Genomic DNA, 21,229 nt, shown 5'->3' with positions numbered 1-21,229 from the left:
GGCGGGAGCGGGTGGGGACACCGGGGCGGTGGCGAGAGGACCACCGCACGGCCCGTGTGCAGCCGGGGCTACCAGGGCGCCGGAGTGCCGTCCCAGGAGAAGAACCCGCCGGTGGGCCCGGTGTCCGGGAGCAGGGCGAGCCGGACCGCGCCCGCCGCCCCCTCGGCCGGGTCCCCGTCGCTCTCGGCGGCACGGGCGTTCAGATCGGTCCTGCGCAGCCCCGGGGCCAGCGCGTTGACCTTGAAGCCCTCGGAGGCCAGGGCCTGTGCGGTGTAGAGGGTGAGAGCGTTCAGAGCCGTCTTGGAGGAGCGATAGGCCGCGCCCGACCCGGCGGACACGGCGAACGGGTGCTCCGGGTCCGCGCTCCAGGTCAGCGAGCCGGTGCCACTGGAGACATTGACGATCCGGGGCGCGTCCGAGCGGCGCAGGGCCGGGAGGAAGGCGTTGGTGACGGCGAGGACACCGAAGACGTTGGTCTCATAGGTCCGGCGGAAGTCCTCGAGATCGGCCTCGGGCGCCGTGGAGCCGCCCGCCATGATGCCCGCGTTGTTGACCAGGATGTCCAGCCGTTCCAGCTGGGCGGCGGCCGTGGCGATGCTGTCCGCGTCGGTCACGTCGAGCACCATCAGCCGGGCGTCGCCGCCGATCTCCCGGGCGGCCCGCCGCCCCCGCTCGGCGTCGCGCGAGCCCACGTACACGGTGAGCCCCTCGGCACCGAGCTGCCGTGCGATTTCCCTGCCGATGCCCTTGTTGGCACCGGTGACCAGTGCTGTGCGATTGTTCATGCCACCAAGGGTTGCCCGGCCACGCTCACCCTGCCAGGGACAACCTGTCCCAGGCAGTACCGTCAGCCGAAGGAGGCAGCATGCCGAGGCAGGAGCTGGCCCGCTTCCTGCGGGACCGCCGCGAGGGGCTGCGCCCCCAGGACATCGGCCTGCCCGCCGACCCCCACCGCCGTACGCCCGGGCTGCGGCGGGAGGAGGTGGCGGAGCTGGCCCATATGTCGGTCGACTACTACACCCGTCTGGAGCAGGCCCGTGGCCCCCGGCCCTCGCCCCGCATCCTGGACGGACTGGCGGCGGCGCTGCTGCTCGCGCCCGCCGAGCGCAGCCATCTGTTCCGGCTCGCCGGGACGAGCGCGCCCCCGGGCGCCCGGGCGGTGCGGCGGGTCCGCCCGCATGTGGCCCAGATGCTGCGGCGGCTGCCCGACACCGCGGCGATCGTCACCGACGCGGTCTACGACGTGGTCGCCTGGAACCCGCTGGCGCAGGCCCTGCTCGGCGACGGCCTCGGCCGGGACAGCAACCTCGCCCGCCGCCGCTTCCTCGGCCGGGGCCACGCGTACGAGAGCTCCAGCGCCGAGGAGTTCGGGCACATCGTGGTCGCCCGGCTGCGCCGGGCCGCCGACCGCTACCCCCGGGACCCGGCGCTCACCGCGCTGCTGGGCGAACTGCGCGCCGGCAGCGAGGAGTTCCGGCAGATCTGGGAGGAGCGTCCGGTGCACGCCCCCGGCCACCGGACCAAGACCATCGACCACCCCACGGCCGGGCCACTCCGGCTGAACTGCGACGTCCTGCTCGTCCCCGAGGACGACCAGGAGGTGGTCCTGATCACGGCCGACCCGGGGTCCCCCTCCGCCCGTACGATCCGCGGGCTCGCGGTCGCGGTGGCGGACAGGATGAGCACGATGGATGCGTCAGTTCCGTGAATTGCCGAACAACAGGCGGTACACAACGAGCAGAACGAAGGCGCCACCGATCGCCGCGCCCCAGGTGGCGGGGTCGAAGAAATCCTTCTCGACCGGGCGGTCGAAGAACTTCGCGGATATCCAGCCGCCGACGAACGCGCCCGCGATGCCGGTGACCGTGGTGCCGACCAGCCCGCCCGGGTCGCGCCCGGGGAGGAGGATCTTGGCGATGACTCCGGCCAGCAGGCCGAGGATGATCCAGCTCACGATGCCCACGTTGTTCGTCCCCTTCGTCGTGCTGTTGTGCGGTGCCGGGGTGAGTGAGCCCGGTCGATGACGTGTTCAGTCGGTTGTGCGGGTGTACGGGCGTCAACGAAGACGCGGTTCGCTCGGCGGTGGTTGCGAGCGGCTTGATCTTCCTGATGCCCGGGGAGTGGTGGGCCATGCCTGAACGGGATGTGAGGACCGTGCGGGGATCCGGTCAGCCGTAGGACAGATTGGAGCAGGGGTCGTCGTCGGCGGAGCGGGCGTCGTCGGCCACATGGGAGGACGGTGTGGAGGGCGCGGAGGGGGTGGAGGCGTCGGGGGAGGGCGCGGTGAGGTACGTACGGCCCAGGGTGAGGCTGATCCCCGGGGTGGTGGCGGGGCGCAGTCCGGCGCCGGGGAAGAGCTTGGCCACCGTCTGGGCCCGGTCCCGCTCGCCGGGGCCGTAGCCGACCACGGTGGTGGCGTGGTCCTGGGTGCCGGCGTTGGTGGCGCCGGTCACGGTGAAGCCGTGGCTCCTGAGCGTGTCCGCGGCGCGTGCGGCGAGGCCCGAGGTGGTGGTGCCGTTGTAGACGGCGACGCTGATGCCCGCGCCCGACACGGTGGACGTGGCACTCGGCGTGGCGGGGTCCCGGGGCTCGTCCTTCTTCCCGCCGGCCGCCTTCCCGTCGATGGTGCGGTCGGCCCTGACGTCCGCCCAGAGCCGGTCGGCGTCGGGCTGGACGATGGCGACCCGTTCGCCCTGGTAGCGCCAGGGGATGGTGACGAACTTGGTGTTGTGCAGATCGATGTCCTTCATCGACATGGCGAACGACATCAGCTTCTTCGCGGAGCCGAGCCCCGGGTCCACGGTCATGGACTTGGTGGCCGCGTCGGCCAGCGGATACAGCGTGGTCGGGTCGATTCCCCGGCTCTTGACCTTCTTGAGCAGGGCGGAGATGAACGCCTGCTGCCGCCGGATCCGCCCGATGTCGGAGCCGTCGCCGATCCCGTGGCGGATGCGCACGTAGTCCAGCGCCTTCTGCCCGGAGACCGTCTGGACCCCCTTGCTGAAGATGCGCTTGCCGCGGGTGGCCCGGCTGGGGCTCAGATCGCGCTCGTAGACGTCCTCTGGCACGCACACCTGGACCCCGCCGACCGCGGAGGTCATCCGGGAGAAGCCCTCGAAGTCGATGACCATGGTGTGGTCCATGCGCAGCCCGGTCAGCTTCTCGACGGTGTTCTGGGTGCAGGCCGGATTGCCCTGGGCGGTCTCGCCCACGGAGAACGCCGAGTTGAACATGGCGTTCCGTTGTGTCCTGGTCCATTTGCCGTCGGGCAGCCGGCACGGCGGGATGTCGACCAGGGTGTCGCGGGGTATCGACACCCCGACCGCGTGCTTGCCATCGGCGTAGACGTGCAGCAGCAGGGCGGTGTCCGAACGGCCCACGTCTCCGGTGCCGCCGCCCAGTTCGCTGTTGTCGCCCGACCGGGTGTCCGAGCCGATGACCAGCACGTTCTGACCGGCGGCGTTCCCCTCCGGCCGGTTGTCGGAGAGGCCGTCCGCCCCGAAGGTGGTGATGTTCCCGTTCAGCTTGAAGTAGAGCCAGCCCACTCCGCCGCCGAGCAGCACGAGGAACGACACCACGATCACCAGGGCGATCCGCAGCGGGCGGCGCCCCTTGGGCTGGCGCCCCGCGTCCGTCCGTTCCGTGGTGGCGCTCCTCGTCGTCTCCCCGTCTCTGCCTGTCATGCGCGTCCTTCGTCCGGCGGCTGTTCGGAAGAGAAGACGGTCGATGCTGGCCTGAGGTTCTATCGATGCGCAAGGGTATGTTTCACGGCGTGTGGTACGACACGTCCCCGCGATGCCGGAGATGTGGGGCGGTCAGCGGGCCAGGGAGACGGCGAACGGCCGGAATCCTTGGCGGCGCAGCACATGCGGCACCAGCAGCACGAGGGCTTCGGTGGCACGGGCGGTGGTGATGTCGCCCAGGTCCACGACCCACTCGGGCTTCCAGCCGAGGTCGGCGAGGAGGCCCGCCGTGATGGCCTTGGCGTCCGCGTCATCGCCGGAGAGATAGGCGGTGGGCGGGGTGGACAGCTCGGCGGGGGCCGTCATGACCGGGAAGAGCATGGTGTTGAGGGTCTTGACCACCCGGGTCGTGGGCAGGGCCCGCTGGAGCCGTTCGGCCAGGCTGCCGCCGGAATAGCACAGGTCCGACGGGAGTCCGTCGGGGGTGTGCCGGGTGGCGTTGGAGACGTCGACGAGGATCTTGCCCGCCAGCTCGGTGTGCAGGGCGGAGAGGCGTTCCAGGGCGGTGTCGCCCGGGGTGGCGTTGATGACGATGTCGGTGGTGGCGGCGGTGGTGCGCTGGTCGGCGTGGCGGATCGCGGGGACGGCGCCGGTCTCGTCGGCCGGGGTCTCCCGGGGCGGCCGCCGGTGGCCGAGAGTGATCTGGTGGCCGGCGGTGGCGAGTGTGCGGGCGAGACCGCTGCCGACGCGTCCGGTGCCGAGGATGCCGATGGTGGTCATGCGAATGAACTCCTTGCCGGGGCGGGCGGTCAGACGATGGACGACAGGACGGAGACGGCCTCGGCGTGGATGCCGGGGGCGGTGGCCAGGAAGTCACGACTGGCCAGGTCCCAGGGATTGCCCCGGGTGTCGGTGACGGTCCCACCGGCCTCGGCGACCAGCAGCGCGCCGGCCACCAGGCCCGAGCGCACATCGGAGAACTGCCAGAACGCGTCCATGCGTCCGGCGGCCACCTGGATCAGCTGGAGGGTGGCGGGTACGGAGACCCGTACGACGAGGCCGTGGATCAGCATCCGGGTGACCGACGCGCCGATCCGGTGGAAGGTGCGCTCGTCCTCGCCCGGCCGGGCCTGGCCCGTGCCGACCAGGGCCGCGCCCAGGTCCGTCTTGGCCGACACCCGCAGGGGCGCGCCGTTCAGCCGGGCCCCGTCACGGGCCACCGCGGTGTACCAGTCACCGGTCAGCGGAAGGTGGACGACGGTGAGCACCGGGTGGTTGTCGCGGACGAGGGTGGCGGTCACGGCCCAGTCGGACATGCCGTGCACATGGTTGATGTTGCCCTCGGCCGGGTCGACGATCCACCACTCGCCCGGCGGCAGCGCGCCGCCCTCCAGCTCGTCCTCGGCCCAGCGCGCACCCGGCCGGGCGGCCATCAGCGGCGCCTTCAGGACGTCGAGGACCGCGTCGTCGTTGGCGTGGATCTCCGCGACGATCTCGTCGAGCGCCACCCCGCGGGCCTGTGGGGTGTGGCGCTCCCGCAGCAGGTCACCGGCGGCGCGGACGGCCGTGGTGACCCGGCTGAGCAACGCGGCGTCGACGCCGCTGTCGATGGTGGTGGTGCCGGTGGACGTGGACATGAGTGCTCCCGCGGATGGTGAAAGAGGGGAGGCTTGGCGCGCGCTTCGCCGTCTGTGCCTCGACCGTAGGCACCCTCGTCGATGACGGCAATTGCACATATGGCACTGCTGGGTTTACCCGCGTGCAACGGAAAACGGCGGGCCGACGAGCGACGCCCGGGCCGAAGCGTTCGCTTCGGCCCGGGCGGATGGCCACGTCGGAGGGGATCAGCCGATGGCGGGGACGGGTTCGCGGGGCGACCCCGCAGGCTCCTCCTTGGGAGCGAGGTCGTCGGTGGCCGTGTCATCGGGGTTGAAGGGCAGGTCGCCCCGGAGCACGGCCCGGGTCCTGGCCTCGTCCAGCTGCCCCTCCCAGCGGGCCACCGCCAGCGTGGCGACACCATTGCCCACCAGGCTGGTCAGCGCCCGCGCCTCGGACATGAACCGGTCGATGCCGAAGATCAGCGCGAGGGCCGCCACCGGGACATGGGGGACGGCGCTGAGCGTGGCGGCCAGGGCGACGAAGCCCGAACCGGTCACCCCCGCCGCGCCCTTGGAGGTGAGCAGCATGACGGCGAGCATGGTCAGCTGCTGGCCGAGGCTGAGATCCACCCCCACGGCCTGGGCGAGGAACACCGACCCCATGGTGAGGTAGATGGCCGTTCCGTCGAGGTTGAAGGAGTACCCGGCGGGCAGGGTGATGCCCACGACCGGCTTCGAGGCGCCCGCGTGCTCCAGCTTGGCCATCATGCGCGGCAGCACCGGTTCGGTGGACGAGGTGCCGAGCACAATCAGCAGCTCCTCCTTGATGTAGCGCAGGAACGGCAGCAGGCGCAGTCCGCCCAGGCGCATCACGGTGCCGAGGACCACCAGGACGAAGAAGAGGGCGGTCAGCCAGAACGACCCGACCAGCAGCGCCAGATGGCGCAGGGTGCCCAGGCCGTAGTTGCCGATGGTGAAGGCCATCGAGCCGAAGGCGCCGATCGGGGCCAGCCGCATGATCCAGCGGATGAGCCGGAACAGCACCGTGGAGAGCTTCTCGACGCCCGCGGTGATGCTCGCCCCGGCCTCGCCACTGGCCTGTAGACCGAAGCCGAACAGGACCGCCACGAGCAGCACCGGCAGGATCTCCTCGCCGGTCAGCGCGGAGACGAGGGTGTCCGGGATGGTGCTGAGGACGAAGTCCGCGAAGCTCTCATGGGCCTGGGTCGCCTCGGCAGGGAGACCGTCGGTGCTGAGGGTGGAGACATCGACGTGCAGTCCGCTGCCGGGCCGTACGACGTTGACCACGACCAGCCCGATGACCAGGGCGATGGTGGTCAGGATCTCGAAGTAGACCAGCGCCTTGAGGCTCACCCGGCCGACCGTTCTGCGGTCGCTCATGGCCGCGATACCGTGGACGACCGTACAGAAGATGATCGGCGCGATCATCATCCGCACCAGCGCGACGAATCCGTCTCCCAACGGTTTCAGCTCCGCCCCGAAGGAGGGCCACAGCGAACCGACGACGACCCCGGCGAGGACCGCGAGCAGGCACTGGACATAGAGGCGGGACAGCAGCAGGCGGATGCGGCCGGGCCGGTCGGGGGCGGCGACGGTGCCCGGCGCTGCGGCGTTGCGGCTCATACGGGGCGTCCTTCCGGGACGGGAACGAGAAGTTCGGCTCGGGCGATGCGCCGGGCGGCGCGGTGCAGGAGCACCGTGGGGGACGCGCCGTCCGGTGCGGGGACGGCTCGGGCGGTGATGACGCCCGCGGGGGTGCCCAGCCGCAGCGTGCCGTCGGCGGTCTGCCGGGTGACGCGGTGGGCGAGGGTACCGGGGGTCGCGGCGGCCGTCGCCAGGGCGACGGCGGAGGTGAGGCCGATCGCCGGATGCGGGGCGTGCATGGAGACCATGCGCACGGCCACGTCGTACTGGTCCTGGGTGACCTGTGGGCCGTGAGTGGTGCGATATGTTACGGGGCCGCCGACGACACCGACCTTGGGCACCGCGTGGCTGACCGGGGCGTCCTCGCGTACCAGCCCCATCGCGAGCGCCGCCTTGCGGCGCAGCACGGTGAGCGCGGGCACCACGGCGGCGAACGCAGCCAGGGACTCGGAGCCGTCGAGGCCGAACGCCTTGGCGTCGAAGAGCGCGGCGGGCGCGCCCGCGTCCACGAGCGAGGCTTCGACGGGGCCGTCCGGCCCGGTCAGGGTGTCCAGGGGACGGCCGGTGGGCAAGGCGTGGCCGGTGGTGGACCCGGCCGGGTCCTGGAACCCCAGCAGCACCGGCACCCCGAGCGCGTCGGTGCCGGGCACCACGGCGGTGCCCTCGTCGGGCGCGGTCCGGCCGGGGGTGGGGATGGTGCCGGTGAGGCGGGCCCCGGTGTTCACGTTGAGCATGCGGACGGTGGTGGTGTCCGAGGTGATCGGCACCAGTCCGCGGTGGACGGCGTACAGCGCGACCGCGGTGGCGCAGTTGCCGCAGTTGCTGGTCCACTCCACCCGCTCATCGCCGATGCCCACCTGCGCGAAGGCGTAGGAGACATCCACGCCCGCCACGTCGGACAGCTGGACGATCGCGGCCTTGGAGGTGGTGGACGAGGCGCCGCCCACTCCGTCGATCTGGCGCGGGTCGGCCGCGTTGAAGGCGGCGAGCAGCAGGGTGTCGGCATCCACTCCGGTGGCCACCACATCGTGGTGGTCGAAGATCCAGCACTTGCTGGTACCCCCGCGGATCATCTCGCCCTGTAGACGCAACACAACGGACTCCCCATGGCCGTGGAATCGACACCCCGCCGACGGCTCCTCCGTGGGCGGTGGCATCCACGGTGTGTTACCGCAGCGTGAAGTACAATCTCGGAAATCTGTGGGGGTATTAAGCAGAACTGAAGGCTTGAGGTGATGCCGTGCTGGACGTCCGGCGCATTCTGCTCTTCGCCGAGGTGGCCCGGCGTGGCTCCGTGACGGCCACCGCGCGCGCCCTGAACTACACGCCATCAGCGGTGTCCCAGCAGGTCAGCCGGTTGGAGACGGAGGCCGGCCAGCCGCTGCTCGACCGCCACGCACGGGGTGTCACCCTCACCGACGCCGGGCGCGCCCTGGCCGACCGCGGGGAGCGGATCGCCCGTGAGCTGAAGGCCGCGGAGAGTGAGCTCGCCGACTTCGCGGGGCTCCGCGCGGGCACTCTGCGCATCGGCACCTTCCCCACCGTCGGCGCCTCGCTGCTGCCGCCCGCCGTGATCGCCTTCCGCGACACCCACCCGGACGTGCGGCTGACCGTGCGCAGCGCCCGTATCGCGGGACTGTGGTCGATGCTGGAGAGCCGGGAGATCGAGATGTCGCTGATGTGGGACTACGACTGGTGCCGCATCGACCGCGAGGACGTGGACATCACCCCGCTCCTGGACGATCCGCCCGCCCTCCTGGTCGGCGACCGCCACCCGCTGGCCACCCGTACCGACGCCACGCTCGCCGATCTCGCCGGCGATTCGTGGATCACCCGTGCCGACCGCCATCCGGTGGCCGAGGCCCTGGTGCGCGGCTGCCGGGCGGTCGGCTTCGAACCGCAGATCGCCTATGAGGCCCACGATTACCAGGAGGCGCAGGCGATGGTGGCCGCCGGTCTGGGCGTGGCGCTGGCCCCCACCCTGGCCCTGGAGGGCATCCGCCCCGGCGTCAGCGTGCTGCCGCTGCGGCCGCCCGCGCCGGTGCGCCGCATCCTGCTCGTGCGCATGGCCGACCACGCCCTCACTCCCGCCGCCGGGGCGTTCCTCGGCTCGCTGCGGGAGAGCGCCGCGGCGCGGCGGACCGACGCCATGGACGCGGGTGGGCGGGCAGTGGTGCCGGATCCTCGCACCGGCTCATGACGGGCTCCCCGGTGACGGGCTCTCACAGCAAGGAGATCACCCGCCTGCGGTCCTCCATGGCCCGGCGGGCGAGCCGGGAGGCGGGGGCGAGGCGGTCGTACTCATGGATGGCCCCGCTGTGCAGATGCAGTTCGGTGGGGATGTCGGCGTCGGCGAGCCGCTGTGCGTAGCTGACGGCCTCGGCGCGGAAGATGTCGAGCTCGCCGACTTCGACATAGGCCGGTGCCAGGCCCTCGACGGTGGCGACACGCGCGGGCGCCACCTGCGGCGGGACATCGTCGGTCCCGAACGCCGCACCCAGCAGGGCATGCCAGCCGGTCCAGTTGTCGTCCCAGGTCCAGGCCACATACGGGGTCAGCCGGGGATCCGGGGCGAGAGTGCGGTCGTCCAGCATGGGGTACAGCAGTGCCTGGCGGGCGAGCGGAACGCCCCGGTCACGGGCGAGGATGGCCACTCCGGCGGCGAGCCCGCCCCCGGCGCTGTCGCCCATGACGGCGATGCGGTGGGGATCGACCCTCAGCTCGGGCGCCTGGTCGCCCAGCCAGGCCAGCGCGGCGAACACATCCTCCACAGGGCCGGTGCCGGTGGCCGCGTCGGGGGCCAGACGGTAGTCCACGGACACGAACGGCACCCCGGTGGCCTGGACATACCCGGCCACCACGGAGTCATAGAGATCGACGCTTCCGGCGATCATCCCTCCGCCATGGGCGTAGACGACCGCGGAGCCCGGCGCGGACTCGGCCTTCTCGTACCAGCGGACGAGGATCTCCGCCCCGTCCGCGGACCGCACCTTGTGCGAGGACGCCTTCACCAGCGGATAGCCGGACGGGTACGCCGGGAGCAGTGAGGCCATCCACCGCATCGAGGCCGTGCCCCTGGCACGCAGCGTCCGCCAGTCGTCGCGCTCGGGCGGGGGAGTGGGGTCGCTCTGTTCGGCGAGGGCCTGGAGAACCGCGGCGAGCTCAGGGTCGAGGGTGAAGGCCATGGTCGACTCCGTTCGAGGACGGCGGGGCCGCTGCCCCAACTGTCCTCCCAGACTGCCGAGTTGCACTCGAGGCCCGGTACAGAGGCCGGGTGAACGGGACGAAGCCTCCCGGGGATTGGCCCCTCGGGGACGAAGACCCTCAGGGACGAAGACCTCAGGGAGGAAGACCTCAGGGACGGGCGCCCCGCTCGCCGCGGTGCGCCCGCCCCTGACCCTCGGCTCTCCCGATCATCGCTTTCCCCGCCTCCGCTTCCGTACTCCCGGGAAACGTGGGCTTGCGACAAGGTGTCGGATCCTTGACCGCCTCACCCGGGTCGCAGCGAGTCCCTCAGCTTCCTGGCCGCCTCGGTCTCGGCGATGTACTTGCCGGGGTTGGCCGCGCCGAGCTCCTCGTACAGCACCACCGCCTGCTCGACCGCGGTCAGGGCCTCCTCGCGGCGCCCGTCCGCCACCAGCAGCGCCGCCTGCCGGTACGCGGCCATGGCCAGCAGCGGGCGGTAGGTGCCGGGCACGGCGGCATCGAGCCGCTGGTAGATCTCGCGCGCCTCCCGCCATGCGTCGGCACCCGCGCCGGGCCGGCCCGCGGACTGCGACAGGGCGCCCAGATTGCCCAACGCCCAGGCCAGATTGGGCAGATCCGCACGGCGACGGTAGACCGCCACCGCCTCCCGTCCGGCCGTCACCGCCTCCTCGTGGCGGCCCGCGTGCTGGAGATACATCCCCAGAAACACCAGCATCTTCGCCATCTCCGTCTCGAAGGCGGGGTTGGCCGCGGCCAGGACCCGGTAGGCGGCCACCGCACGCCGCTGCGCCTCCGCGGCCTCCGCGGGGCGGCCGGCCTCGTAGAACCGGGCCGCCAGGTTTCCCAGCGCCCAGGCCACATGCTCCTCGTCCCCGATGGCCCGGTACTCGGCGACGCCCTCCTGGCCGATCGTGATCGCCTCGTCATGGCGCCCGGCCCGGGACAGATACATCCCGAGGACGACCAGCGTCTGGGCCACGTCCCGGCGGGCCGGGGCGGACACCGCGGCGAGCTGGAGATACGCGTCGCGTGCCTGGAACTGGACCTCGACGGCCTCGGCGTGCCGACCGGCGTTCGTCAGCACGGCGGCGCGCTGCCGGAACGTGTTCGCGAGCAGATGCATACGGGGGAGGTCGGCGGGCCGGGGGACGTAGTCGGCGGTCCGCCAGTAGTGGACCGCGGCGGGACCACCGTCCGCCCGGGTGGTGTAGAGCTTGCCGTTGTCCGGCCGGAACACCGCCAGTTCGGCCTTGCCGTCACCGTCGTAGTCGGCCGGTACGGGGATGTCGCCGGGCCGTCCCCAGGGCAGTGAGCGCGGCGCGGCGCCGGACGACGGCCGGATCTGCCAGGAGCCCTCGGCGGCCGACCAGGTGGCCTCGTCGGCCACGCCGTCCCCGTCGTAGTCGGCCCGCACCGGCATGGGCGCGACGGGCTGCGCGGCACCGGCGGGCGCGGTGAAGTACCAGTACCAGATGGTGAGTTGGAGCGCGCTCAGCCGGTCCAGCTTCAGACCGCCCTCCCGCGCCGAGGTCGGCTCGACGGTGACCGTCCAGGTCGTGGCGGGGCTGCGGCCCCAGTAGGACGGCCGGGGATCCGCGGGGTCGGTCGGGTCGCTCCGGTCGAACGTGGCCTCCACGGTGGCGGTCAGGGGGCGGCCGCTCGGACGCTCCTCCGTCCCGCTCCGGCGGCGGCTCACGGCCGCGCCTCCGTGCTGGAGGAACAGGACGACGGCCGGTGTCTCGGCGGTGGCCCCGACCAGACCCAGATGAACCCGGTCGATCTTGAATTCCGAGAAGGCGGCCGGGAAACCGTCGAGGGAGACGGTGAACGTCGCCTGCCCGGTGGTCCGCAGCGCGGTCAGCACCTCGGGCGCGGTGATGTTCACAAAGCGCACCGTGTGGTCGAGGAACGCCTTGTACTCCATGTACCTGGTGCGCAGGGGCTCCAGTTTGAGCATCGCGTTCCACGACTGGTGGTACCGGTCGAACAGGCCGGGCACCCTGCTCGCATCGCCCCGGGCAAGCGGCTGATAGGCGTTCTCCACCTCGTCCGGGTGCAGATGGCCCCAGTCGAAGCTGTAGGCCGGGGCCTCGTTGCCGAAGGTGAAGATGTCCAGCGCCCGGTGTGCGTAGAACGAGTACCGGATGAGGACGTCGACATAGAACTGGGTCTGGGTGACCAGGCGGCGGGCGGTCGCGCTGAGCACGGTGATGTCGGAGGCCCAGTCCCCGTCGAGCCTCCGCATCGCCTCGACGTCGGCCTCATTTCGGGCGATCTTGGCCTGGGCCGCCCGCTTGAGCAGCTGCTTCTGCTGGACTTCCAGGATCTGCACGCCGAGTTGCCGGACCAGGTCGAGGTGGCGGGACACCAGGTCCCGCTCCCTGCTCTCCAGCTTGCCGTCGATCGTGGTGGAGGCCAGCTCCGCGATGGTCCGCCCGGCCTCGATGAACTTCGCGCTCTTCTTGACGAGATCGCTCAGCCCGCCCATCACCTTGGCGGCTTCCGGCTTGGGCTTGGGGCTGGTGGGGTTGGACCAGTCGACGTAGTTGATGAGGTAGGCACCCTCGCCGTACCGGCCGGTGGCGGTGTCGAACCCCTCGAACGAGGCGCTGGAGGTGGCGATCGCCTCGGCCGCGGCGACGAACGCCACGGCGGTGGCACCGGCGGTGGCGATCGCGGACGCGGCGGCGGCCACCGCGATGGCCGCGCCCACCAGCGGACCGAGGTCGTTGCCCGGTGGGAACTGCATGCGCTGCCGGGTCATCTCCTCGCGGACCTGCTGGATCTGCTGGTTGACCTCCTCGATCTGCTGATTGATGATCTTCTGCCGGCCCTCGGCCCCCTCCAGCGCCAGCCCCGCCGCCTTCTCCTCCAGGACCAGCACCTCGCGCATACCGGCCAGCTGCTCCATGTCGGTCTTCAGCAGGTCACGCTTCTGGCCGGTGCTGAGGACGGAGAGCAGCAGGTTCATGGCGTCGGTGAAGCGGCCGTGCACGATCGCGTCGTAGTCGACGACCACGTCCTCGAAGTTCGGGAAGTCCGGCATGAGGTCGAGGTTGTACGGCTGGCCGATGGGCGAGAGGTTGGTCGCGATGTACCGCGACAGCTCGGCGGCCCGCTCCTGCCCCGGGTCGAGTGCGAGCGCCCGGCCGAACTCATGGGCCGCGGTGTCGCGGTGACCGCTCCGCTCCGGCAGCCCCGGGGCGTAGGAGCGGAAGAGGAACTCGCCCACCGTCGTCCGGTAGTGGGCCCACTCCGCCGCGCGCCCGCCCAGGCGCGGCCGCACCGCGCCCCACCAGTCGGCGTCGGAGTGCACCAGGAGCCTCGGCTCCACCCCCGCACCGGCCGTGGACCCGGTGGCGCCCGGTGGTCCGCCGGGCCCGTTCTCGCCACCGTGACTGCCTCCGGTGCCGCCCCTGCCGCCGGACCCGGCCGCGCCGGGCGCTCCGCCCGCCCCGTCGAGCGACAGGCCCGAGTACGCGACCGTCTCGACCACGATCTCCGCGGCCGGTCCGCCGACGCCCCCGGTGCCCCCCGGTCCACCGGCGCCGCCGTTGCCGCCCGGGATGGAGTCGGGCGGGTCCCCGCCGGGCCGGTTGGGCGGGTATGCGCCGTTCTTGCCCCGTCCGCCGGGCCCGCCCGAACCACCCTGGCCGCCCTGGCCGCCGCGGGCGGCGATCCGCAGGTCGGTGATGGTGTGCGCGAGCACCGTGACGGGTGTGGCGGCGCCGCCCGTGCCCCCGGTGCCGCCCGGTCCGCCGGGACCGCCGTCCATGCCGTTGTAGCCGACACCGGACGGGCCGGTGGCGCCGTACGCACCCGTGGCCCCTGGCGCGCCGCTGCTGTCCAGCGCGCCGCCGTTGCCGCGGTAGGTCTCGGCGACCACGACGAGGGGGTGCCCCGGGAGTCCGGTGAGGACGTACTGGGGATCGTGGACCACCTCGCGCGCGATCAGCGCCAGCCGCGCCTCGGGTGGCAGACGGGTCAGCTCGGCCCTGATCTCGGCGAGCAGTGCGTCATTGACCTGGATGGTGTCCCTGATGTGGACCCAGTCGACCGTGATCTCCTCAGCCACGGGCATCGTCATCGCGGAACTCCCCCTTTGCGCGCCGCCTGACCCGAGGTCATTCTTCGGCCGCGCCGGGCTCCTGTGATGTGTGTACCCGCTATATCACCCGATCGGGGTACATCGCTCCTATGTGCTGACTCCGGCCCCGAGCGCCGGTGCCCCGGCCGGAGCGAGTCCGGCCGGGGCACCGCGCTGTCGCCGCACGGGGCTTGTGGATCAGTCCCGCTGAGCGTCCTTGGGAAGCTGGCGCCACTTCACCTCGGTGGTGGTGTCGTACGTCCAGTCGAGCATCTTCTTCGCGTCCGGGTAACGGTCCGCGTCGTTGAGGATGACTCCCACGACCGTCTTGTCACCGCGCTTGGCGGCGAACACCAGGCAGGGGCCGGCGGGGGTGGTGGTCCCGGTCTTGACGCCGATCGCGCCCTGGTACGAACCCAGCAACTGGTTGGTGTTGTCCCAGGAGTAGTACCGGGTGTGGCCATTGGCCGCCGGTGCCTCCTGCTTGGTGGACACCGACTTGACAACCGTGTCGAACGTCGCGTTGTCCATGGCGCGCCGGGTCAGCTGCGCCAGGTCATGGGGCGTCGAGTAGTTGTCGGCGTCGGCCGAGACACCGTCGAAGGAGTCGTACTTGGTGTTGGTCAGCCCCAAGTCCTTCGCCTTCGCGTTCATCTTGGAGATGAACGACTTGGTCCGCTCGGCGGTGGTGTCGCCGGTGCCGAACGTGTCGGCCAGCGCCATCGCCGCGTCGCAGCCGGACGGCAGCATCAACCCGTACAGCAGCTGGTTGACGGTGAGCTTGTCACCGGTTTGCAGGTCCGCCGTGCTGGCACCGGACTTGGTCACATAGTCGCGGTACTCCTGCTTGATGGTGACCTGCTGGTTGAGGTCCAGGCCTCGGGTCTCGAGCACCACGAGGGCAGTCATGATCTTCGTGGTGCTCGCCATCGGACGCTTGGTGTCGGCGTCCTTGGCCATCAGCTCCTTGTTGGAACCGGTGTCGAGCAGGTAGGCGCCCTTGGCGCTGACCTCCGGTGGCGGTTCGGCCGAAGCCTGGGCCATCGCCACCGGGACCGCGATCGCTACGGCCACCGTGGACGCGACCGCCGCGACTCTCCAGCGGCGGGTCACGGTTCCACGACGTTTATGCATTCGCCCTCCGTTTCGCTTGTTGAGGTGTGTTTCGGGCGAGCGCATCGTCTCACCAGGCGAAAATCGGTCATGCTTCGGGGTGGCGGACACGCGGTGGCTCTGGGGAAACAACTAGTGTCCGGACCAGCGCCGTTGACCCGATGGCGGATCCGGGGCGGCCCCGTCCGGCCCGGAGCCCGCGCCCGCTGCTCCGCGATCTGCCACACTCATGGGGTGAACGGGACACTCGATCACGATGCGCTGCGCGGACGTGTCGCCGTGGTGGCCGGGGCGACCCGTGGCGCCGGGCGCGGTATCGCGGCCGCGCTGGGCGAGGCCGGAGCGACCGTCATCTGCACCGGACGCAGCAGCGTGTTGGGCGGGGGCGGGTCGGACTACGACCGGCCCGAGACGATCGAGGAGACGGCCGAGCTGGTCACACGGCTCGGTGGCACCGGTGTCGCCGTACGGACCGACCATCTCGACCCCGGGCAGGTCGGGCGGCTGGCCGAGCGCATCCGCCACGATCACGGCGGCATCGATGTGCTCGTCAATGACATCTGGGGCGCCGAGCGGCTCAAGGGCGGGCCAGCCGACTGGAACACCCCGATCTGGGAGCACAGCATCGAGGACGGACTGCGCATCCTCCGGCTCGGTCTTGACACCCACCTGATCACCTCGCACCACCTGCTGCCACTGCTGATCGGCAAGCCGGGTGGGCTGCTCGTGGAGATGACCGACGGCACCGCCGCGTACAACGCCGAGCGCTACCGCATCTCGGTCTTCTACGACCTGGTCAAGACCGCCGTGAACCGGCTGGCCTTCTCCCAGGGCCATGAGCTTGCGCCGCACGGGGCGACGGCCGTCGCCGTCACACCGGGCTGGCTGCGCTCGGAGATGATGCTGGAGGCGTACGGGGTCGGCGAGGGCAACTGGCGCGACGCCTTGCTCCCGGACCGTGGCGAGGGCCGCCCGACCGCCCCCGAAGCCTTCGGATCCTCCGAGTCACCGCGCTACGTCGGCCGCGCCGTCGCGGCCCTGGCCGCCGACCCCGGCCGGGCGAGGTGGAACCAGCGATCGGTGAGCTCCGCCGAGCTCGCCCGGGAGTACGGATTCACCGACACCGACGGCTCGCGGCCCGACAGCTGGTCCGCCGTCTGAGCCGCTCAGCGGGGGTGGGCGGTCGCGCAGCGTACGCAGGTGGTCGCCGTGGGGCGCGCCTCCAGGCGTTCCGCGGGGATCGGCTCGCCGCACACATCGCACCGCCCGTAGTCGTCGCGGTCCAGCCGTTCCAGCGCCTCGTCCAGGGCGGTCAGATGATCGCGGGCCTGGGCCAGCAGGGCGGCGGTGTGGGCTCGCTCGAAGGCGGTGCTCGACCCCTCCGGGTCGTGCTCGTCGTCCACCGCCACCAGGGCGTTCGACGCGACGATCGCGTCGAACTCACGGTTCAGGGCAGCGACCCGTGTGCTGGTCTCGGCACGCTCGGCCGCCAGCCGTTCGCGGATGGCTTCGCGCTCGGCCGGAGAGAAAGCGGCATCGCCGGATGAATCGCTCATGACCGGCATAACCCCGGTACGCCGGTCCGCATTCCGGTTGCCGCCCTTCCCTTGGGGTCTTGACGTCTCCCGGGCCCGATGCAATGGATGGGAGCGCTCCCAAATCGACCGTACGTCCACTGCGGACGCCATCGCGCGCTCACTCCTTGGAGTCATGATGAGACGGAAGAGATCCTTGGCCGCCTTACTCGCCCTGTTGGTCAGCCTCTTCGGGATCGCGGGCCTCGGCCGGACCGCCCATGCCGACCCGGCCCGCGCGCGGGTCCCCGTGGCCGCGGGTCTGCACATCGGCGACGGCCGGCTGCTGGAGGGCAACGGCAACGACTTCGTGATGCGCGGTGTCAACCACGCCCACACCTGGTATCCGGGTGAGACGCGGTCGCTGGCCGACATCAAGGCCCTGGGCGCCAACACCGTCCGCGTCGTCCTCTCCAACGGCCACCGCTGGACGAAGAACAGCCCCGAGGACGTGGCCGCCATCATCGCCCAGTGCAAGGCCAACCGGCTCATCTGCGTACTGGAGGTGCACGACACCACCGGCTACGGCGAGGACGCCGCGGCCGGCACGCTCGACCAGGCGGCCGACTACTGGATCGGCCTCAAGAGCGTGCTCACCGGCCAGGAGGGCTACGTCATCATCAACATCGGCAACGAACCCTGGGGCAACACCGACCCGGCCGGTTGGACCGCCCCCACCGTCGCCGCCGTCCAGAAGCTGCGCAGCGCCGGGTTCCAGCACACCATCATGGTGGACGCCCCCAACTGGGGGCAGGACCTCCAGAACGTGATGCGCACGAACGCGCGGACCGTCTACGACGCCGACTCCACCGGCAACCTGATCTTCTCGATCCACATGTACAGCGTCTATGACACGGCGCAGGAGATCACCGACTATCTGAACGCCTTCGTGAGCGCCAGGCTGCCCATCCTCATCGGTGAGTTCGGCGGCCCCGCCGACCAGTGGGGCGATCCGGACGAGAACACCATGATGGCCACCGCCCAGCGGCTGAAGCTGGGCTATCTGGCCTGGTCCTGGAGCGGCAACACCGATCCCGTCCTGGACCTGGCCACCGACTTCGACCCGGCGAGGCTCACCGACTGGGGCAAGCGCGTCTTCAACGGCCCCGATGGCATCGCCGAGACCTCCCGCGAGGCCACCATCTACGGCGGCGGCTCCGGCGCCGGCTGCTCGGTCGGCTACCGAGTGGCGGGCGAATGGGGCGGTGGCTTCCAGGGCGAGATCACCATCCGTAACACCGGCGCCGCGGCCATCAGCGGCTGGACGCTGGGATTCGGCTTCGCCAACGGCCAGACCATCACCAGCATGTGGGGTGGCACGCCGCGGCAGAGCGGTGCCGCGGTGACCGTCACCCCCGCCTCGTACACCGCCACCATCCCCGCCGGTGGCTCGGTCACCCTCGGCTTCACCGCAGGTAAGGGCGCCACCAACGCCGCGCCGACCGCCTTCACGCTCAACGGCGACGCCTGCGCCACCGGCTAGCACCGGGAACGCGGGGTGCAGTCGTGAAATGTTAAACTAATTTGCGCACCCCGTGCCCGGCGCCGGCCAGATCCCCCCGTGCTGGCCGGCGTCGTCCCCTTCGGTGCGGGGATCGGTGCGGGTCTCAGTGCAGGGACTCCACCGCGTCCCGGCTGAACGGGGTGAGCTCGCTCACCCGGCCGGTCAGGACCTTGTCGGCCCACTCGGGGTCGGCGAGCAGTGCGCGGCCGACCGCGACGAGGTCGAATTCATCCCGCTCCAGAGGCTCCAGGAGCCGGTCGAGGGACTCCACGGCCGAGTTGGCGCCGGAGAGGGAGCCGGGGTGGAAGGCGCTGTCCAGGCCGACCGAGCCGACGGTGATCACCGGCTTGCCGGTGACCTTCTTCGCCCATCCGGCGATGTTCAGGTCCGACCCCGTGCCGGGGAACTCCGGCTGCCAGTAGCGCCGCCCGGAGGCGTGGAACGCGTCGACCCCGGCCTCCGCCAGTGGCGTGAGCACGGCTTCCAGCTCCTTGGGGTTCTCGGCGAGCCGGACGTCGTACTGTTCGGACTTCCACTGGGAGAACCGCAGGACGACCGGGAAGTCGGGCGCGACCCGCTCGCGGATGGCGGCCACGAGGTCGGCGGCGAACGTGGTCCGGGAGGCCGGATCGCCGCCGTAGGCGTCGGTGCGCCGGTTGGTGCGCTCCCAGAGGAACTGGTCGATGAGATAGCCGTGTGCGCCGTGCAGCTCCACGCCGTCGAAGCCGATCTCCTCGGCCGCCCGCGCGGCCTTCGCGAAGGCGCCGATGATGTCGTCGATGTCGGCGAGGGTCATCGTCTCGCCCGCTCCGGGCGTGCCGTCCAGCGAGATTCCGGACGGGCCCATGGACGGGGCGTCGGGGAACGGCGGCGCTCCAGCGGTGCGCTGTATGCCCACGTGCCAGAGCTGGGGCATGATCGCGCCACCGTGGGTGTGCACGGCGTCAACGACCTTTTGCCACCCGGCCAGTTGCTCCTCGCCGTGGAACCGGGGGACGCCGTCGAGGTAACCGGCGGACCGGTGGTCGACGGTGGTGCCCTCGGTGATGATCAGGCCGGTCCCCGCCGCCGCCCGGCGCGCGTAGTACGCGGCGACGTCCGCACCGGGGATGCCGTCGGGGGAGTGCCCACGGGTCATCGGTGCCATGGCGATCCGGTTCGGCAGCTTGGCCGAACCCAGTGTGAACGGGCGGGACAGTGCCGCGGCCAGGCGGGTGTTCACGGTGTCGCTCTCCAGACGTGTCGTTCCGAGGAGGCTTCCCCCGAGCCTCGAAAGTGTGAGTCTGAAAGGTACAGTTTTCACGGCGTAAACTGCAACTGTAGCGATTGCTCTTTAGGTGAGAGCGGAACGGCACCGTCGAGTAGGCTGTGCCCCGATCTGCGGGCGGAGGTGGAGAAGGTGCTGGACATCCGGTTTTCCCGGGCGCTCCAGGTGATGCTGTTCCTCGCCGTGGCCGCCGAGAACGGGTACGGGCCGCTGAGCTCCGCCGAGCTGGCCCATAAACTCGACGCCAACCCGAGCCTGGTCCGGAAGCTCCTCGTCCCGCTGACGGACGAGGGGCTGGTGGTCTGCGTCAAGGGCCGCACCGGTGGGGCGCGGCTGGGGCGGCCGAGCGACCGGATCACCCTGGCCGAGATCTATCGCTGTGCCGTCGGTGACAAGCCCCTGTTCGCCCCCTCACCGGGGGTGGCGCCCGTGTGCCCGGTGACCGCGCACGCCGGTGAGTACTTCGCCACGCTCACCGCCGAGGCCGAGAATGCGGTCCTCGAGTCGCTGGGCGACCGCACGCTCGCGGACAGCGTGGGTGAGCTGCGCCGCCTCTGCACCGGGCACACCTGGCAGGGCTGATCCGGGCCCGGCCCGGTGTTCATCCGTCGCGTGGTCGGCGGCGACGGGTGTGCCGTGTCACGGCGATGAGGTTCGTCGCGCCCCCGCGATCGCCGCGGGCGGCTTCCGGGCCTGCGATGAAGCCGGCCACACCGGCGATGAAGCCGGCCACGCGACGTCGTCGATCGCGAGCCACGGCGCGGCGGCCACGGCCGCGGGCGTGAGCCCGGTGAACGCCTTGACCTCGCGGTGGAGGTGGGACTGGTCGACGTAGCCGCTCTCGGTGGCGACGCCTGCGGCGGCGTGACCCGCCGCGAGAAGGTGGGCCGCGTGGTCGAACCGCACCAGTCGAGCGGCGTGCTTGGGCGTGATGCCGAGCTGGGACCGGAAGCGGGCCGACAGGCGCTTGCGGCTCCAGCCCACCTCCTCCGCCAGGCGCTCGACCCGCACCCGCCCCCGGCCGGTGAGCGTCAGCCGCCAGGCGTGGGCGACCTCCGGGGCGACGGGCGGGCGAGTCCCCAGCCATCGGCCGAGGATGTCCACCGCGATCGCGAACCGCTCGTCCCACGACGCGGCGGCACGCAGCCTGCCCTCGGCTCGCCCGGCGCCTGGGCCCCAGACGTCCTCGAGCGGTACCACCGACCCGCTGAGCTGGGTCGACGCACCGAAAACCGCGGCAGCCGCGACCGGCTCCAGCCGGATCTGGAGGCATTCGCCCACCCGGCCGCCCGCCCGGAGCTCGCCGGGGTGGAGCCCGACGACGACGCTGCCGCGCCCGTGCCGGCCGTGCGCGTCGTAGACGAGGCCCTCTCCCTCGCTCAGGTCGACCAGCAGGGTGACGGACGGGTGCGCGACCATGGCGATGTCCACCGGTGCGGGGACGCGTTGGCGGAACCCGGCCATGCTGACCCCCGGCAGCCGATCTGGCGGGCGCGGGACCGCGACGTCCACCGCTGCCCAGTCGAATGGC

18 protein-coding genes are annotated in these 21,229 nt (G+C 71.5%); 5 read left to right on the top strand and 13 right to left on the bottom strand.

What is annotated here, in order from left to right:
* Window positions 1–68: 68 nt before the first annotated feature.
* Window positions 69–785, bottom strand: a complete 717-nt coding sequence (locus tag ABD329_RS25430; RefSeq protein ID WP_198281749.1) for an SDR family oxidoreductase — start codon at window positions 783–785, stop codon at window positions 69–71.
* Window positions 786–865: 80 nt separating this feature from the next.
* Between ABD329_RS25430 and ABD329_RS25425 the strand changes: the two genes are divergently transcribed.
* Complete coding sequence (locus tag ABD329_RS25425) at window positions 866–1,708, top strand: helix-turn-helix transcriptional regulator (protein ID WP_198281748.1); 843 nt, start codon at window positions 866–868, stop codon at window positions 1,706–1,708.
* On the opposite strand, the gene ABD329_RS25420 is transcribed toward ABD329_RS25425, so the two are convergent.
* The 6 genes from ABD329_RS25420 to ABD329_RS25395 form a co-directional block, all read right to left on the bottom strand.
* Window positions 1,697–1,963, bottom strand: a complete 267-nt coding sequence (locus tag ABD329_RS25420; RefSeq protein ID WP_198281747.1) for a GlsB/YeaQ/YmgE family stress response membrane protein — start codon at window positions 1,961–1,963, stop codon at window positions 1,697–1,699. The two genes, ABD329_RS25425 and ABD329_RS25420, sit on opposite strands and share 12 nt — an antisense overlap.
* Before the next feature lie 205 nt (window positions 1,964–2,168).
* Window positions 2,169–3,683, bottom strand: a complete 1,515-nt coding sequence (locus tag ABD329_RS25415) for an LCP family protein (protein ID WP_344316947.1) — start codon at window positions 3,681–3,683, stop codon at window positions 2,169–2,171.
* Between the two features lie 132 nt (window positions 3,684–3,815).
* Window positions 3,816–4,463 carry an NADPH-dependent F420 reductase gene (locus ABD329_RS25410; protein WP_198275708.1) on the bottom strand — a complete coding sequence of 216 codons (648 nt, stop codon included), beginning with the start codon at window positions 4,461–4,463 and terminating at the stop codon, window positions 3,816–3,818.
* 29 nt (window positions 4,464–4,492) lie between these two features.
* The gene (locus tag ABD329_RS25405) at window positions 4,493–5,320 is read right to left on the bottom strand and encodes an inositol monophosphatase family protein (RefSeq protein WP_198275709.1); all 828 of its coding nucleotides are present in this window, start codon (window positions 5,318–5,320) and stop codon (window positions 4,493–4,495) included.
* Between the two features lie 207 nt (window positions 5,321–5,527).
* A complete protein-coding gene (dctA, locus tag ABD329_RS25400; protein ID WP_198275710.1) occupies window positions 5,528–6,925 on the bottom strand; it encodes a C4-dicarboxylate transporter DctA in 1,398 nt (465 codons plus the stop codon).
* A complete protein-coding gene (locus ABD329_RS25395) occupies window positions 6,922–8,040 on the bottom strand; it encodes a PrpF domain-containing protein (RefSeq protein WP_198275711.1) in 1,119 nt (372 codons plus the stop codon). Before ABD329_RS25395 ends, dctA begins: the two co-directional genes overlap by 4 nt.
* Window positions 8,041–8,186: 146 nt before the next feature.
* Between ABD329_RS25395 and ABD329_RS25390 the strand changes: the two genes are divergently transcribed.
* Window positions 8,187–9,146, top strand: a complete 960-nt coding sequence (locus ABD329_RS25390; protein WP_198275712.1) for a LysR family transcriptional regulator — start codon at window positions 8,187–8,189, stop codon at window positions 9,144–9,146.
* 22 nt (window positions 9,147–9,168) lie between these two features.
* Here the strand turns inward: ABD329_RS25390 and ABD329_RS25385 are convergent, their stop codons facing one another.
* The 3 genes from ABD329_RS25385 to ABD329_RS25375 all read right to left on the bottom strand — a co-directional run bounded on the left by ABD329_RS25385 (window position 9,169) and on the right by ABD329_RS25375 (window position 15,374).
* On the bottom strand, window positions 9,169–10,131 hold the full coding sequence (locus tag ABD329_RS25385) for an alpha/beta hydrolase fold domain-containing protein (RefSeq protein WP_198275713.1): 963 nt from the start codon (window positions 10,129–10,131) through the stop codon (window positions 9,169–9,171).
* Window positions 10,132–10,436: 305 nt separating this feature from the next.
* A complete protein-coding gene (locus ABD329_RS25380; RefSeq protein WP_198275714.1) occupies window positions 10,437–14,240 on the bottom strand; it encodes a tetratricopeptide repeat protein in 3,804 nt (1,267 codons plus the stop codon).
* A 198-nt stretch (window positions 14,241–14,438) separates the two neighbouring features.
* Window positions 14,439–15,374, bottom strand: coding sequence for a D-alanyl-D-alanine carboxypeptidase family protein (locus ABD329_RS25375; protein ID WP_198275715.1), 936 nt, complete (start codon window positions 15,372–15,374; stop codon window positions 14,439–14,441).
* Window positions 15,375–15,587: 213 nt separating this feature from the next.
* Here ABD329_RS25375 and ABD329_RS25370 point away from each other — a divergent pair, with 213 nt between their 5' ends.
* Window positions 15,588–16,514 carry an SDR family oxidoreductase gene (locus ABD329_RS25370; RefSeq protein ID WP_309142637.1) on the top strand — a complete coding sequence of 309 codons (927 nt, stop codon included), beginning with the start codon at window positions 15,588–15,590 and terminating at the stop codon, window positions 16,512–16,514.
* A 5-nt stretch (window positions 16,515–16,519) separates the two neighbouring features.
* Here ABD329_RS25370 and ABD329_RS25365 read toward each other — a convergent pair whose 3' ends face one another.
* The gene (locus tag ABD329_RS25365) at window positions 16,520–16,909 is read right to left on the bottom strand and encodes a TraR/DksA family transcriptional regulator (protein ID WP_198275717.1); all 390 of its coding nucleotides are present in this window, start codon (window positions 16,907–16,909) and stop codon (window positions 16,520–16,522) included.
* A 157-nt stretch (window positions 16,910–17,066) separates the two neighbouring features.
* Between ABD329_RS25365 and ABD329_RS25360 the strand changes: the two genes are divergently transcribed.
* Window positions 17,067–18,410, top strand: a complete 1,344-nt coding sequence (locus tag ABD329_RS25360; protein WP_198275718.1) for a cellulase family glycosylhydrolase — start codon at window positions 17,067–17,069, stop codon at window positions 18,408–18,410.
* Between the two features lie 124 nt (window positions 18,411–18,534).
* Here ABD329_RS25360 and ABD329_RS25355 read toward each other — a convergent pair whose 3' ends face one another.
* A complete protein-coding gene (locus tag ABD329_RS25355) occupies window positions 18,535–19,653 on the bottom strand; it encodes an NADH:flavin oxidoreductase (RefSeq protein ID WP_198275719.1) in 1,119 nt (372 codons plus the stop codon).
* A gap of 177 nt (window positions 19,654–19,830) precedes the next feature.
* On the opposite strand from ABD329_RS25355, the gene ABD329_RS25350 reads away from it, so the two are divergent.
* Window positions 19,831–20,280 (top strand): RrF2 family transcriptional regulator, encoded by a 450-nt coding sequence (locus ABD329_RS25350; protein WP_198275720.1) that lies wholly within the window; start codon window positions 19,831–19,833, stop codon window positions 20,278–20,280.
* Between the two features lie 57 nt (window positions 20,281–20,337).
* Here ABD329_RS25350 and ABD329_RS25345 read toward each other — a convergent pair whose 3' ends face one another.
* Window positions 20,338–21,162: a helix-turn-helix domain-containing protein gene (locus tag ABD329_RS25345; protein WP_198275721.1), complete on the bottom strand. Its 825-nt coding sequence runs from the start codon at window positions 21,160–21,162 to the stop codon at window positions 20,338–20,340.
* Between the last annotated feature and the right edge of the window lie 67 nt (window positions 21,163–21,229).

Origin of the sequence: Streptomyces javensis, from assembly GCF_039525925.1 — a bacterium.
GTDB lineage: Bacteria > Actinomycetota > Actinomycetes > Streptomycetales > Streptomycetaceae > Streptomyces > Streptomyces asiaticus.
This window is presented reverse-complemented; position numbering and strand designations above follow the sequence as displayed.